This window comes from Candidatus Nomurabacteria bacterium (assembly GCA_020631975.1).
GTDB lineage: Bacteria > Patescibacteriota > Saccharimonadia > Saccharimonadales > CAIOMD01 > JACKGO01.
On record JACKGO010000008.1, the window covers coordinates 47,141 to 61,893 of the forward strand.

The following is a 14,753-nucleotide window of genomic DNA, read 5'->3' on the forward strand; positions in this document are numbered from 1 at the left end:
GCTAACAGGGTTTGATCTGTTGAGTGATGAATTAGGCTTAGGTTACTAAGCAATTACAGGCTCAAGTAATATTGGAGTTCGGCGATGGATTCTTTGATGTCATCTAGTGCGCGGTGGGTTTCTTTTTTATTGAACACTTTGCCATATTTGCCTTGAATAACAATTTTAAAGCTACTTACATCTAGCATACGGTAGTGCAAACGCGCTTCTATATCTGGCCACCATTGGCGGATAAAGCGCCTGTCTTGATGAATGCTATTGCCTGCCAGCACTACTGGTTCATTGCCAAAATTGCGGAGCACAAACTCTAGAAAATCTGCTACAACGCGCTGTTCGTTTGGGGCGACGTTTACCCTGTCTAGCAAGCCACTAGCGGTGTGTGTGCTGCGTGACCATTCGTTCATGCGTGCTAAGACTTCTGGTGGTTGATACACCACTGATTCGTACCTATCTAGTTCTGTAAAATTAAAATCTGTTACTATGGCAGCAATTTCTAGAATACGGTCTGTTGCGGGTATTAGACCTGTCATTTCAAGATCTAACCAAAGTAGTTTTTGTGGTATGTCGTTTTTTGTAGCGTTCACTGCTATCTATTATTGCACATATAGGAAAATCCCGCGGGGCTTGTGGCCACACGCGGGACGATTTAGGTGGTTTGAATCGGCCCACCTAGAAAGCCGTTTGTGCGGTCTCGCCCGTGCCTTCTGGTTATGCCGTCTTTCCTGACAGCAGCTCCTTCTCGGTTGTGCCTTTTATTGACGGGCACACCTATGCTTACGGATCCCCGCTCTAGAGGTTTTTAAACCTAACCCCTTTGCTGGCATTTTTTGGTACTGTGCCAATTTTCCAGCATCGCCATTGCAGCCAGAACCGCGCCTGTAAACAGGCTAACAGCCCACGCTGTTGGGTATGCTTCGTACCCCAACAGGCTGCCCAGCAGCGCCATCCCACCGAGCGTGGTGAGCATGCCGCCGACGATGGTTTCACCTTCTATGATGATGAAACCGATCGCCATGGCGCAGAGCGCCATTAGAGGCCCCGCTGCTGCCAAAAGCAACGTTTCGTTCATTTTCACCTCCTTTACAAGGCTCGTGGACGGTATTCTGCACCATGCAGCATCCAGGAAATGAACGTATTATATTATAGCACTTTAATAGGTTTTTGTAAAGGGTTTTCCCTGTATGCTTTTATATCTCTAGGTAGAAATGTCTTTTTCGTTAAAATGTAGTACGCACGAATTAATACAAAAACGTATATTGGTGGGCGTTTGTGGAGCATCGTTAAATACATGGCCTAAATGGCCACCGCAATTGGCACATTCTACCGCTACACGATGCATACCGTTTGAAGTATCTTCTACTAAACGCACAGCTTTTTTATTGGCGACATCATAAAAACTTGGCCAACCACTGCCAGAATCAAATTTATGTTCACTTGCAAATAGTACCGAGCCACAGCCTGCGCATACGTATTCGCCATACTCTTCGTTATATTAGTAATCACCGCTAAATGGCGGTTCTGTGCCCTTGTCTATCAGCACGTCTCTTTGCAGTTTTGTAAGTTTTGTAGGCTTCATGCCCTTTTAGTATACGGCGCGGGCTACAAACTGTTCAAGAAATCTTGGGCGCGGTACGAAATAATACGTTTGCGGTCTTCGTTTAGACGTTTGTAGGTTTTTACCGTTGAGGCAGTACGAGAGTTTTGGCTCAGTACATCTTGATTATTTGCAACAAAACGCCACAAAAGGCCATCCCACGTATCGCACCAGTCGAAATCGATGTTTATGGGAACCGCGTAGCTTTCATCGCTTTCGGTGAAACCCAAATGGCTACTATAATTGATAGCACGCCAATTGCCGAAGCAGTGAGACAAATACTCACTGTTCTTCGTGATCATTACAAGCCAACTATTTCGGCTGGGTAATTACCTTACCAGCTTTCGCATCGAAATATCCAATTGTGCCCACCAGCTCTATGGGCTTATCAAACCAAACTATTGAACCATTTATTTCAGCCTGTTTGATTGCATATTTGCTGTACATGGGAGGAATTTTTTTGCCATTCGCATCGTTTCCTGTAGCTATGGTAATATGTGGTTGCGTTACATCTGAGCCAAAACCTGCTTGGTCAATAATGAGCACTTGAGCTTTACCGTCGTTTATATAGCCCACTACTCTTACCTTTTGCTGTTTTCCAATATCTAGACCTTTTAGCCCCCCATCTTTTGGTCTGAACTTTAAGGTAATGTGGGGATTGTCGGGAATATGTTCATACGGTTCACTAAAAATTACTCCAGCTACAGACCTAAGTACTGCATCATCGAAAAAGACTCCAGTATACACAACGTTAGGCAATGATTCTTTGGTAGTTTCTGCCGTTAAGCCAGTTGCTTCTACAGACATACGTCCAAGTTCTATTTTAGCTTTGTCAACATAACGTTCTTGCATAGCTCTGACAAAGCCTGCAAATGTATCTGGATTGCTTAAAGATAAATCAAATGTGTCCCTAACGTGATAGTCTAAATGGGCAATATCTTTGCCCTGCCGCAGGGCATCATGCTGCACACCAGCAGTAATAAGTGCTGCAAGTAATACATCGGGATATTCCCTTGAGCCACTGCCGTACTGCATGCTAGACCCGAGATCAAGGGATAACCTACCCGAAATTTTTTCAAAATCTAGTCGTAAAGAAGCCTTGGCGTTTCTGGGTTGACCGTTCGAATTAACATCTAAATACCTCCCAAATATTTCCATCTGCTCTTGTGGCGTGATATTAACAGCCCAACGTATCCGCGCTTCGGCTTGCGGAGTTTCAGTTGGTCGCATCATTATGCGTGCAGTAGAACCATCAGAACTTGCACTAGACGACATGTAATCTTCTTCGACAAATGACTTGCGATCAGAAATAGGTTCTGCTTCAGCGGCAGATAATTTTTGTATCAGCAAGTTCAATATCTTTAGCCCTTGCACCACTTGCTCTACCGAATCGATGTCAAAACGTTCAGCCGGAGTGTCATCACGGTGAAAATATTGCGCCAGTTGCGTTATACCGTCCATCAGATCCGGAGTAGGGCTCAATATCTGTGATATACGTGACTCTATAGCTTGCTTGATACCTGCAAAATATTCATTATACTCACAATCTGGCTGGGCAAACCAAGCATTCGATTCCCATACTCGCGCGTTTTCTCTAATCGACGATATTAGACGAAAAATCTCATTACCACGCTCTGAACTCTCACTCCTCTCGGCTATCTGCAGGATTGAATCACCAAGACTCTCGCCGTACTCAGTAGCCAAAAATGCTTCTGCAAAGATCAGACGATCTTCACTGGATAATGTCTGCAAGACAGTCTCGACCCGCTTGAATCTTTGATTGTCCGACTCTATCATAAAGTCAAATAATCGCTGTTGCGTCGTAAGAGTAATTCGCAGCACATCAAGCCCAAGCCTATCACCAATCGCACCTAATGTATATCGATCATACAGTAATGGGTATTCGGTTTCGTCGTAAGCGCTAACCTCTTCTAATATTTCCTCTTCATGAATCTCGCTCTGATCTGTGGGCAATCCTGGCTTTATGCGCACAAACCTTTCGACATTGCCACCCGCAGAGTAAGCAGCAATCGCATCCGGGGCGATTCGAACATACTGTTTGTACGAATCAAAGCCGTCAGGTAGTAAGACGTCACAGAAACGATCCTCGTAGCCAGATTGCCGTTTTAATAAATCAGCGCTTTTTTGGGTAAGATCACTATGACCCGTATCGTTACTTCGCATCTCAAATTCAAGTTCACAATTATCGGATTCGATTTGTGCTGTCATTGCAAGTAAAGGAATATCAATTCGCTGGTACCTCTCTAATATCTGCTTCATTTGGGGCCAGAATTCTTGCTGATAAACCCCGATCACCCCTACCGAACGGATTCGCAACAAATGTACGCCTAACGGCGCATCGGCGGACAACTCAGGGACAACTCGCTTGCCAGCCAAGATTGGCAATAAGACATCGTTTGCTACATCGGATGTACGCATAGCTGCATGACCCATTAAATCTATCAGCTCCCATGGTGCGTATGGTGGTAGCGGTAGTAGACAAGCCTGCAAAAGAGCGTCTGCGTTTAGTCGTGTTGCAGCTCTTCTGTCAGAATCTTTTTCAACATCGCCCAATGCATCAATCTGATCATGCATCAGACGGAAAGCAGATTGCACACGTCTATCTTGTGGTAAACTGTTGAGATATTCCGATACATGAGCGCACACGGTATAAAAATAATCATCTATTAGTCGCTGATCCCCTGCGTAAAATGCCTGTTTCAATACCTCAATTGAATCATCAGTAACGCAAACAAGTTCTTTCGCGATTTCATTAGCCTTTTTCCTTGGAGATTCAACTATGTCAGTCATATTTTTGTTTTTAGTTAATTACATACATATTATTAGCACAGTTTTGTGCTTTTGTCAATGTACTTGTGCTATATATCTAGGTTATATACTGTTTAAGAAATCTTGAGCGCGATAGTGAATTATACGGCGGCGATCTTCGTTTAAGCGGTGCAAATTTTTAACCATCATGCTGGTGCGCGGGTTCTTAGCTAACATATCTTGATGCCTTTCTACAAAACCCCAAAACAAGCCGTCCCAAACATCACACCAATCTTCTTTAGGGTAGTGGCTCATACTTAAAATATAATTGCTACCAGATATATAAGGTTTAGTAACCATGCTACCAAGATCACTAAATTGACTCATACCGTACACGTTAGGTACCATGACCCAGTCGTAGGCATCTATAAACAGGCTAAAAAACCACTTGTACACTTCATCTGGGTGAATTTCGCAAAGCAACATAATATTACCCATTACCATTAGGCGTTCAATATGGTGCCCATAGGCGTGGTTTTGTACCTTGGTTATAACATCGTCTACCGGTGGTAAACCCGTGGTACCATCCCACCACTGCGTGCTTAGCTGTCGGTTTTGCCCCAGGCCGTTAGTTTTACGCATTTTGCTACCTTGCACAGCATATATACCGCGAATATATTCACGCCAACCTATAATTTGCCGTATAAATCCTTCTAGACTGGGTAGATCAACCGGAGATTTTTCATGTTGCGCCAGCACGGCATCAACAACTTCCCCAGGGGTCAGTAAGCCGCAGTTAAGTGGCGCCGAAATCCCACTGTGATAGAGCAACATTGCTTGGCCATCAATTGCGTCTTCGTACGGACCAAATAATTCTAGGCGGTGCTGCAGAAAATCATCAAGCCACTGCTCTGCTTCTGCATGACTAGTTGGCCATATAAAGTTTGTAACGTCACCTGGGTTATCTGGAAATCGTTTTTCTACCCACAAAGCCGCTTCTTTTACGTATTCGTTATCGCCAAAGCTGACAAAGCCCGGCACTTGGATATCTTGGGGCAATTTTTTACGGTTATCGGTATCATAACTCCACTTTCCCCCTACCGGCTTGTATTTTTTATCTATCAGGATGTTAAAACGTTCGCGTTGCCACTGATAAAATGGGGCAAAAGAATGATTTGACTTATTAGTAAAGAAATCTTCTACTTCGCCCCTTCTGAGCATGAACATTGGCGTAGGCAAAACCCGCAGTTCAAACGGTGACACTATGTTTGTAGATAGCGCATCTTGGAGACGCTTTTCTAAGCGGCTATCGCTAGGGTCAAACATATAGACAAGGCTAGCCCCAGCTTTTTGGGCGTGTGAAAGTACTTCGCCTGAACTTACGACATCGGCAAGTTCTATGTATTCTACGTCTATTTCGTGTGCCCACAATTGCTCTTCTGTGTACCTGCGCATGCTTGCACGGTGCAATACTAACTTTTGCTTATGAAACGCCACAGGGTATTCTTGGTCTGTACCAAAAAACAGTGGATCTTCTATAACATATATGATATCTACTTTTGGTAAATGCTCAGTGGCAAATAGTTGATGTGGATACAATAACAAAGCTGATTCTATTTTTTTCATACGCTCATTCTTTTTATGCTTTTATATACACAGTATAGTAGTTTTGCCGCTACTAACAAATTAAATCACTGTTTATGTAGCCTTAGATATTGCTAGCTCGGCCAACTGAAGCTGCCAATTAATTTCGGGGGGAACGTGATCACTCTCTTTAAGGTAGTCTGCATACCGGCGAATAGCCGCCACGCGCTCTTGATTGATATCATATTGTAGCTTTGCTTCATGAACATTGACGTCCATTATTTCAGACATCAATGCACCACGAACGTACATACCATTTTCTACTTGTTCTAGGTACACCGCTCTTGGATCGGCATCTACTTCGTCTTCAATTTCACCTGCAATTGGCATAGGGTGTAAGACTTTTGCTTCATCTTTCATAGTAGCCATAAGTTCAGGCGTTAGCACATATATATTGTCATTAAACCCATTGCCATTCTTTAGTACTTTTACTTCTGGCAATGTGCCATTTATTGCATACAGCAAAAACCGTGCCATGTCTCGCTCTGATTCACTAGATGAATGCTTGATAGTTCCAAATAACCGCTCCAGTGCAGCATCAAAATCTGTACCCAATGCTTCTTTCTGCAGCGCACTACCATGATTGATGATTTTATTAACTTTTTTTACTACTTGTTTTTCTACCGGCAAATGAGTGTCACTTTCTAGCCGCTCACGCTGCAAACGCACCATATACAAAGCATCTGTTTCTGGTAAAACCGCTTCTAGGCCAACGTGAAGCACAACTTCTATACCCTTGGAAGTTACTAAATCAATGTACTGTTGGGGCATTTGATATTCTGGAGGCGCAACTAAATTAACCCGGCGTGGCTTATACAGGGCCAAGAGCTGCATGAGTGAATGCGTGGTACGGCCATGTAATAAGTCACCTGCAATTGTAATTACCTTGTCATCTATGCCACCAAGTTCGCGTTCTAAAGTATAGCCATCAAGCAGGGCTTGTGTAGGATGCTCACCAACGCCATCGCCTGCGTTCATGACAGGCTTGTCTAGCGCCAGTGCCGCCAATGCGGCTGCGCCAACTTGACCATGACGCAGCACCACCATTTCTGAAAAAGCCTCTAGGGTTTGAACAGTGTGTTTTAATGATTCTCCTTTAACGACAGAAGAAAAACTTACATTATTTATAGTGTCTACGCCACCACCCAACCTACGCCATGCAGCGGCATGTGATGATGATGTCCTAGTTGAAGGCTCGTAATACACGTTAGCAAGTTGGTATTGATTGTTAAGTAATGAGATAGGCAATTTTTCTTCACGTATTACGCGCAACACATCAGCTGCAGAATATACTATTTCTAGGTCGCTTCTGCTAACTTGTTGAATAGATATAAAATCTTTACCAGCAAAATCTCCGTTAATTGGTTCGCCTTTATACATTGTTTCTGCCACTACTTAATCCTTTCTTGTTATACATATAAAAAAAAGCCGCCATTGGCGACTCTATATTTGCGTAAATTTAGTTTTGCAAAACATTTTCATACTACACTATAGGTAATCATATAGTTTAGGTACGTGTCAATTCAGAGCCAAGAGAAAGTCCCGCGGGGTTTGTAGCCACACGCGGGACGATTTAGGTGGTTTGAATCGGCCCACCTAGAAAGCCTTTTTGCAACGCTACTCACGCCACGCATCGAAAATGGTGCTCACCCAGAACAATATGCCCGGGATCAAGGCAAGAGCAAGGCTCCCACTCACCAACAGGGGGTACGTTCCTGCTGTCGCAAGAACGGACACCACACACGTTGTCATGCCCAAACAGAACATGACTAGGCTCACCAGCAGCGGGAACTTGTCGTCCCCCATGCTGTAGATACCAAGATAGCACGAAGTCAGCCCCAAGATAGGACCAACTATTGCTACGATTGCTGCATAGTCCATTTTTACCACCTCTCGTCGTGGTAGTAGTGGTTGTTCCGGACTATCCGGCCACTATAATAGACATATATATTATAGCACTTTATTATTGTTTTGTAAATACTACATTTTATTGGGGGCGGTTATGCCTAGGATTTCAAGGCCAGTTTTTAGCGTGTTGGCATATTGCTGAACTAATGTTCGCCTAATTGCTTGGCGCGGATCGCCAACCACTTTGCTGTTTTCGTAAAAACGGTTAAACACTTGGGCAAGTTCGTATAAATAGCTACATATATGGTGCGGCATGAGATCGTTGGCTGCTTTGTTGATAGTCTCTGCGTAATCTGATAGTTTAACCGCTAGGGCACGCTCATGAGTGTCTAAAGTGTCAACGACTACTTTTGAATCGCTGCTGGTTGGTATTTTGGCCAATATACTCCGCGCTCTTGCATGAGCGTATTGCAAATACGGCCCACTGTTGCCATTAAGACTAATAGACTCTTCTGGATCGTAGGATATATCACCGCCTATTCGCTGTTTTAAAAATGCATATTTAATTGCGCCAATTGCTACAGCTTCGTCATCTTTGCCAGAACTTTCTTTATTTGCTTGCGTGGCAGAATTTATAATATCTGCGGCCATAAGCACATTACCCGTGCGACTACTCATTTTACGCCCGCCACTGAGTTTTATCATGCCATGCGTAAGGTGCGTTGTACGTTGTTCTACTTCTGGGTAAAAGTGCGCGATAGCGCTAAACAACACTTTCATATATTCTGTAATGTCGTTGGCTGTAATGACAAGGCTTTTATCAAACTGATATTTTTGCCACTTATAGACTGCTAAACCTAGCTCTTTTGCTTCGTACGTTGGCAGGCCTTTAGAGGTAATAAATACCCGTGTATGAAGGCCAGATTTTTTTTCGCTGTAAATAATTGCACCATCTGATGTTTCGAACACATTTTTTGCAAGGCCTTCTTCTACAATTTGTTTACCAAGTGGTGTCACGGTACTTTCTGGTATAAATTCATCAAACGCATGAACCTGCAATTCTTTGTACATTTTCTTAAAGCCATCATAGCTCCAATTTCTGGTTATCCAGTATATTTGTGCAAAATCAGATTCATGATCGTTTTGTTCGTGGATTGCATACACTTTTTGGTTGATTTCAGCAATTGCTTGCTTGTGTTGTTCGCTCGATTCATATGCCGTATTACCAGCAACGTAACATTGGCTTACCCACGAAGGGCGATCGGATTCTGGAATATCTTGTAGCTTATTGGGGAACTCACCACCAAGCGTATCAATAATACCCCACATTGCCTTGGCAGCATGCAACCCCACGTCACCACCATAATTAAGCCGATACACGCGCCCACCTACGGCTTCTAGTATGTTAGCTACCGCGTTACCCACGAGCGTAGTATACAAGTGCCCAGCATGAAGTGCCTTAAAAGCGTTTGGGTCTGAATATTCGGCTATAACTACCTTATCTGCCAGTACCTTGTCTGGTACTGGATTAATATTTTTAAATATAAAGTCGTCACTTAAAAAAGCATTAATAAAACCAGGCCCTGCCACAGACAAACTCGTCAGCCACGGATAGTTTTTAGAAGTAATATCAGCAACCAGCGCATCGGCTATGTGCCTTGGTGGCTGTTTAAGTTGTTTGGCAAGTTGCATCGCTGTATTGGTTGCGTAATCGCCAAATTGGGTATCAGGTCTCGTAAGATCTACGTTTGTAATATCTATACCATATAAATGTTTAACACTAGTTTGGATGGCTTGTGTAAGCTGCTTCATAACGATTGGTATTGTAACAGATTACTTACTTTCTTGCTGAAGGGTGCTTGCCAGCTGGTAGAAGCGCCACACTATTAAATACAAAAATCCATAAAAGCTAAAAAATAGTAACGTTGTGCTAAAAGTAAGCAAATGATCACTGGGGTTAACAATCCTGTCTGAAACATCAAATAGCAGACCAAACGGGTTAATAAACACGTCCCAGCTGTTCCATCGTAAATAACGACCTAAATATATTGCAAATCCACTCATTAGCAGCACGGCTACCGGAAGCCAATGCCCGTTGTTTTTAAATCTTTTTACAGCACTAACATGCACCAGTAACAGCGCAACCATCCCTAAAATTATCCCATTTATGGCGTAGCTAATAAGCAACACGATATCAAAAATACGCTGCGGGTCATCAAAATAGCCTTTTAAGTGTACGAAATCAGTGGTCAAGTAAAATGCGTTTGGTAAAAATAGTAACCAAAAAATAAAGTAAATAATATTTCTTTTTGACCACGTAAGACCACTTTGTAAAGTCTTACGGTATAGCAGCCACGCAAAGATTAAAGGTACCCATGCAAGAAGTAGGTTCCACAGTAAAAACAATAAACTTGTAGAGTGGGTAATACTAACCCGTATAAAACTTAAATTCGCACAAAATAAGCTAAAGAGCACTAAAGCCATAAAGACACCACCATACGTGCTACGAAATATATGTGGTTGCTTCATTACAGTAATTATAAAATATTTATAAATATTAGTCGAACTTATGGAAGTATGTTGGACTATCTACTAAATGTTCGATCTTAAACTGATACTCCGTTAATACACTTTGAAGTTGCTGGTGATTTTTACCAAGTGCATTCAGTACGATGTACGGTTCTAGCACGTCAAACCCGCAAAACGCCAATGTACCATGCTGGATAGGATGGAGAATCTGCGGTATGGTCGCCTTGTGTTTACCGTCTATACGATAATAATCGTTTGGTCCGCCTGCGGTCACGCATAGCATTGCACGTTTACCCCTTAGAAGCCCGTTTTCGTAAATTTTACCACCGTCCCACGCAACACCCATAGCCAGCACACGGTCAAACCAGCCTTTTAATACTGCCGGTACACTAAACCACCACAAAGGAGTGTGAAAAATAACTAAATCTGCTTGAGCAAGCTTTTCTATTTCTGCCACGATGTCTGGCGCAAACGACATACCTTCTAGCTGGGCATGTTTTTGTTCCAGCATATAGTTAAAGTGTTGGCCACTGGTTGTTGTGAAATCATATTTTTCTGCTTTGGCTGCAAAGCCGCTGCCATATAAATCAGATTCCAGAACTGTGTGTCCTTGGTGCGACAGCACGCTAATAGTAACGTTTTTAAGCGCAGACGTAAGTGACGTAGCCTCGTGGTGCGCATAGACAGATAATATGGTCATGCTTTTATGATAGCACCTTCAAACAAACTGATTAATGAATAGCTTCTGTACATGGCGGAGGGAGAGGGATTCGAACCCTCGAGGGCTTGCGCCCAACACGCTTTCCAAGCGTGCGCCATAGGCCACTAGGCGACCCCTCCATGATTGTTAAGTGTACTGGGTTTGAATCCCTGGGATTTCGACCCACCTTCGGCGGGCCCGCAATTTCACTATTGAAAACAAGTTTTCATCGGAAAATTGCCTTGCAAAATGCCACTGGCATTTCTCACCTCGAGGGCTTGCGCTGTAGCACGCTTTCCAAGCGTGCGCCATAGGCCACTAGGCGACCCCTCCGAGCGCTAAAAAACGTACTATAGTAAATTATACTCTATTCTTCTCTTGAATAAAGTTGTTTTATAGAGGTAAAATGAGCAGTACGGTTTATGGCAATTATTGATTTAAAACAAGTAAGCAAAGTGTACGGGTTTGGCGACGCCACAACCATTGCTGTTGATGCCACCGATTTAAAGATAGAAAAAGGTGATTTCGTAGCCATTATGGGGCCAAGTGGCTCTGGCAAAAGTAGCCTCCTGCACATTATTGGGCTACTAGACCGGCCATCTACAGGGCAATACAAGCTCGATAACCGTAATGTTTCGCGCTTTAGAAGTGGCAAGCGCGCCAAAACCCGGCGCGATAAAATTGGGTTTGTGTTCCAAAATTTTAACCTATTATCTAACATGACAGCCCTAGAAAACGTTTCACTCCCCCTTGCCTACAAAGGCAAAAGTACCCTACGAAGACTAAACCAGTCTTCTGTCATGCTTGCCAAAGTAGGTTTACAATCTAGAGAGTATTATTACCCACATCAATTAAGCGGTGGGCAAGTTCAACGTGTTGCTATTGCGCGTGCTCTCATAAATAACCCTGCCATCATCATAGCCGATGAACCAACAGGTAATCTTGATAGTGCAAGCAGTAAAGTCATTATGGAACTGCTAAAAGACATTCATAAAGGCGGTAATACCATATTAATGGTGACCCATAACCCAGAAATAACGGTGTACGCCAACCGTGTGTTATACATGCTAGACGGTAAAATAGTGATTGATCAGCCGCTTAAAAAGGGCGAAAAAGCCAACCTAGAAAACTTACAAAAAGTTCAACAAAAAGAAGATAATCACAAAAAGAAGGGTGCGTAACAATGTTTAACGCCCATCTTAAAATGGCCTTCGCTAGCCTACGCTCAGCCAAAATTCGCAGCTTTTTAACGATGTTTGGAGTAGTAATAGGTGTGAGTAGCGTGTTAATTGCTGTGAGTGTTGGGCAAGGCGTTAAACAACAGGTACTCAGCCAAATTACACAACTTGGTAACGACGTTGTGACGGTAATACCAGGAAAATCGTTTTCTACAGATAGCAAAGGCAATATTACTGGGTTTAATGCATCGGCTATTCAAGGGGTGAGCACTTTACGAAACGAAGATATAGAAGCGATTAAAAAAATAGATGGCATAACATCGGTAAGTCCTGGAGTGTATATTTCTGGAGTAGCAACCACACCAGAACGGGCTGACTACTCTGGTGCAACAATTATCGCTACCACACCAGATATAAAAGATGTGCTTGCAAGTAAACTAGAGTACGGTGAATTCTTTACAGAAAACGATGCCCAAAAAAAAGTTGTGGTGCTTGGCAGCAATGTCGCCAATGACATTTTTAACCAACGTGACCCAATAGGAAGATTAGTAACCATACGTGGTGAAGATTTTGTAGTACGTGGTGTCCTAGCACTTGCGCCAGAAAGCCCAATAAATGTAGGGTTTAATTTTAATGACACCATTTACATGCCTATGAAAACAGGCGAAAAGTTGGTTGGCGCATCAGGCACTCCACAAATTAACCAAATTACAATTAAGCTAGCAAACGAAAAAAATGCCACAGAAATTAGCAATGCTATTAAAGAAACATTGCTTAAACAGCATAAAGGTCAGGAAGATTTTACCGTAATACAGCAAGAAGACTTTTTGCAAGCGACGGGCCAAGTATTTGGTCTGTTGACTGCGTTTGTTGCTGCCGTAGCTGGTATATCTTTGTTTGTGGGTGGTGTTGGTATTATGAACATTATGCTAGTTAGTGTAAGTGAAAGAACCCGCGAAATAGGCATCAGAAAAGCTGTTGGCGCTACCAACAGACAGGTCGTTGGACAGTTCTTGGTAGAAGCAGTTGTGTTGTCTGTTATTGGAGGTATTATTGGAATTGCTGCTTCGTTTGTTGCAGCGTATTTTATACGATTATACACCCCTATAGAACCGGCTATATCACTGCCTATTATCGCCCTCGCATTTGGGGTTTCTGTGATGGTTGGTGTGGTGTTTGGTATTGCCCCAGCCATTAAAGCTGCCACAAAAGACCCAATCCAAGCCCTCCGCCAGCTATAATTACAAGTTCTGCACTTAAAATAAGCCGTGTAATAACAATGATACTTGATGGATCAACACTGATGCCTTAGGCGAGTTCTTTTTTGAACTTTTCTATAAGATCTACAGGTGTAGGGTTTAAGCCATTTAGCAAGCCAGTATACAGTGATACAAAATCGCCAAGCGCTACCGCCCATAATAGCTGCTGCAGATGTGTTTCGCCTACTACATCGATGACAATGGGCGCTGGGCGTTTACCGCTTATGAGTTTCGCAGACAATGCAAACCGCTTTTGCACCCTTGGGTGATCTAGGTTGCTCCGTAAATCTATAACGGTATATGGTTTGTCTATCGGATGGCTGCTCCAGCCTAAAAATTCGTTATGATTAAATTCTGGATAGGCGTTGCACCATGCTACATTTTTGGCGTTTTCGTTAAAGCTAATTTTCCATTTGTACGCAGCCGGAAACAATTCTGTGCTGCTGTATATTACGGGCGATGTTCCAATGGCATCTAAAGCTATTTGTTTAGCATAGTTGTCCTGTGTTGGTACGTCTGGTCTCCACGACAAGACATGTTGTTTAAGCCACTCGGCGTTGCCTTGCAGTTCCTGTACTGCCGTATGTGGCACGATGCCACCGCTTGCCAAAAGGGTAACGAGTGCGTTTAAACCATACAACGCTGCAAACCTGGGCTGACTTACTTGCGGAAGTTGCAAAAAAAGATAGTTTTTTTCTTGGGCAATATGCGCTAATGTACCACCACTTGCTATAACAGCTATCTTAGCTCCTTTTTCTTCGGCTTGGGCGAGTGCAGACAGGGTTTCTTCTGTGTTGCCAGAATAGCTAGAGGCCACGACAAGCGTGTTTGCACCTACGTATGCTGGCAGCGTGTAATTACGGCATATTTCAAACGGAATAGGATACCCCGGCCACGTAGAACTTAAAAATGCACCAAGGGCCGACCCGCCCATACCAGCAAATACAATATTTGTTACTGCCGAATAATCTACCGGTTGCGATACTTCAAAAGTATGAGCTATCTGCTGCCATTGTTTTTCTGCAATACCAAGAGCGTCTTGTGCATCCCTTTGGTGAATCATCTTTAAATCGTCTAACATATATTTACCCTCTTTCTTGTTAGTAATTATACCCTATAACAGCAGCCCCACCAGCTTACGCATGCACCATGTTTAACTGTTTCGGCCCACAAAGTAACAGGCTGTTTATGCAAATTTATTTACACGTATGCTCTTAATTAGCTATACTGTT

The 14,753-nt window shown here is 43.1% G+C and carries 12 protein-coding genes, 1 tRNA gene and 1 pseudogene; 2 read left to right on the forward strand and 12 right to left on the reverse strand.

The window, feature by feature from the left end; all coding sequences use genetic code 11:
* Nucleotides 1-53: 53 nt before the first annotated feature.
* The 11 genes and pseudogenes from orn to H6795_04615 all read right to left on the reverse strand — a co-directional run bounded on the left by orn (nt 54) and on the right by H6795_04615 (nt 11,224).
* Nucleotides 54-530 (reverse strand): oligoribonuclease, encoded by a 477-nt coding sequence (gene orn, locus H6795_04565; GenBank protein MCB9817767.1) that lies wholly within the window; start codon nt 528-530, stop codon nt 54-56.
* A gap of 275 nt (nt 531-805) precedes the next feature.
* The gene (locus tag H6795_04570) at nt 806-1,069 is read right to left on the reverse strand and encodes a hypothetical protein (GenBank protein MCB9817768.1); all 264 of its coding nucleotides are present in this window, start codon (nt 1,067-1,069) and stop codon (nt 806-808) included.
* A 126-nt stretch (nt 1,070-1,195) separates the two neighbouring features.
* A pseudogene (msrB, locus tag H6795_04575) lies at nt 1,196-1,576 on the reverse strand (peptide-methionine (R)-S-oxide reductase MsrB).
* A gap of 23 nt (nt 1,577-1,599) precedes the next feature.
* Nucleotides 1,600-1,896 carry a hypothetical protein gene (locus tag H6795_04580; GenBank protein MCB9817769.1) on the reverse strand — a complete coding sequence of 99 codons (297 nt, stop codon included), beginning with the start codon at nt 1,894-1,896 and terminating at the stop codon, nt 1,600-1,602.
* A 10-nt stretch (nt 1,897-1,906) separates the two neighbouring features.
* On the reverse strand, nt 1,907-4,405 hold the full coding sequence (locus tag H6795_04585; protein MCB9817770.1) for a hypothetical protein: 2,499 nt from the start codon (nt 4,403-4,405) through the stop codon (nt 1,907-1,909).
* Nucleotides 4,406-4,486: 81 nt separating this feature from the next.
* Entirely contained in the window at nt 4,487-5,989 is a 1,503-nt protein-coding gene (locus H6795_04590) for a cryptochrome/photolyase family protein (protein MCB9817771.1), read from the reverse strand.
* A 72-nt stretch (nt 5,990-6,061) separates the two neighbouring features.
* Nucleotides 6,062-7,399 (reverse strand): hypothetical protein, encoded by a 1,338-nt coding sequence (locus tag H6795_04595; protein MCB9817772.1) that lies wholly within the window; start codon nt 7,397-7,399, stop codon nt 6,062-6,064.
* Nucleotides 7,400-7,987: 588 nt separating this feature from the next.
* Nucleotides 7,988-9,667: an arginine--tRNA ligase gene (gene argS, locus H6795_04600; protein MCB9817773.1), complete on the reverse strand. Its 1,680-nt coding sequence runs from the start codon at nt 9,665-9,667 to the stop codon at nt 7,988-7,990.
* A gap of 21 nt (nt 9,668-9,688) precedes the next feature.
* Nucleotides 9,689-10,384 (reverse strand): DUF1361 domain-containing protein, encoded by a 696-nt coding sequence (locus H6795_04605; GenBank protein MCB9817774.1) that lies wholly within the window; start codon nt 10,382-10,384, stop codon nt 9,689-9,691.
* 28 nt (nt 10,385-10,412) lie between these two features.
* Entirely contained in the window at nt 10,413-11,084 is a 672-nt protein-coding gene (locus H6795_04610; GenBank protein ID MCB9817775.1) for an NAD(P)H-dependent oxidoreductase, read from the reverse strand.
* 52 nt (nt 11,085-11,136) lie between these two features.
* Nucleotides 11,137-11,224: transfer RNA gene (locus H6795_04615), tRNA-Ser, on the reverse strand.
* A gap of 282 nt (nt 11,225-11,506) precedes the next feature.
* On the opposite strand from H6795_04615, the gene H6795_04620 reads away from it, so the two are divergent.
* Together H6795_04620 and H6795_04625 are read left to right on the forward strand one after the other, a co-directional pair.
* Entirely contained in the window at nt 11,507-12,265 is a 759-nt protein-coding gene (locus tag H6795_04620) for an ABC transporter ATP-binding protein (protein MCB9817776.1), read from the forward strand.
* 2 nt (nt 12,266-12,267) lie between these two features.
* Nucleotides 12,268-13,503 (forward strand): ABC transporter permease, encoded by a 1,236-nt coding sequence (locus tag H6795_04625; GenBank protein MCB9817777.1) that lies wholly within the window; start codon nt 12,268-12,270, stop codon nt 13,501-13,503.
* A 67-nt stretch (nt 13,504-13,570) separates the two neighbouring features.
* On the opposite strand, the gene H6795_04630 is transcribed toward H6795_04625, so the two are convergent.
* Nucleotides 13,571-14,602 carry a bifunctional phosphoglucose/phosphomannose isomerase gene (locus H6795_04630; protein MCB9817778.1) on the reverse strand — a complete coding sequence of 344 codons (1,032 nt, stop codon included), beginning with the start codon at nt 14,600-14,602 and terminating at the stop codon, nt 13,571-13,573.
* Nucleotides 14,603-14,753: the final 151 nt, after the last annotated feature.

Bases quoted from the DNA above. Each gene is read 5' to 3' on its own strand.
- orn (MCB9817767.1), bottom strand. From the start codon at position 530: ATGACAGGTCTAATACCCGCAACAGACCGTATTCTAGAAATTGCTGCC.
- H6795_04570 (MCB9817768.1), bottom strand. From the start codon at position 1,069: ATGAACGAAACGTTGCTTTTGGCAGCAGCGGGGCCTCTAATGGCGCTC.
- H6795_04580 (MCB9817769.1), bottom strand. From the start codon at position 1,896: ATGATCACGAAGAACAGTGAGTATTTGTCTCACTGCTTCGGCAATTGG.
- H6795_04585 (MCB9817770.1), bottom strand. From the start codon at position 4,405: ATGACTGACATAGTTGAATCTCCAAGGAAAAAGGCTAATGAAATCGCG.
- H6795_04590 (MCB9817771.1), bottom strand. From the start codon at position 5,989: ATGAAAAAAATAGAATCAGCTTTGTTATTGTATCCACATCAACTATTT.
- argS (MCB9817773.1), bottom strand. From the start codon at position 9,667: ATGAAGCAGCTTACACAAGCCATCCAAACTAGTGTTAAACATTTATAT.
- H6795_04605 (MCB9817774.1), bottom strand. From the start codon at position 10,384: ATGAAGCAACCACATATATTTCGTAGCACGTATGGTGGTGTCTTTATG.
- H6795_04610 (MCB9817775.1), bottom strand. From the start codon at position 11,084: ATGACCATATTATCTGTCTATGCGCACCACGAGGCTACGTCACTTACG.
- H6795_04620 (MCB9817776.1), top strand. From the start codon at position 11,507: ATGGCAATTATTGATTTAAAACAAGTAAGCAAAGTGTACGGGTTTGGC.
- H6795_04625 (MCB9817777.1), top strand. From the start codon at position 12,268: ATGTTTAACGCCCATCTTAAAATGGCCTTCGCTAGCCTACGCTCAGCC.
- H6795_04630 (MCB9817778.1), bottom strand. From the start codon at position 14,602: ATGTTAGACGATTTAAAGATGATTCACCAAAGGGATGCACAAGACGCT.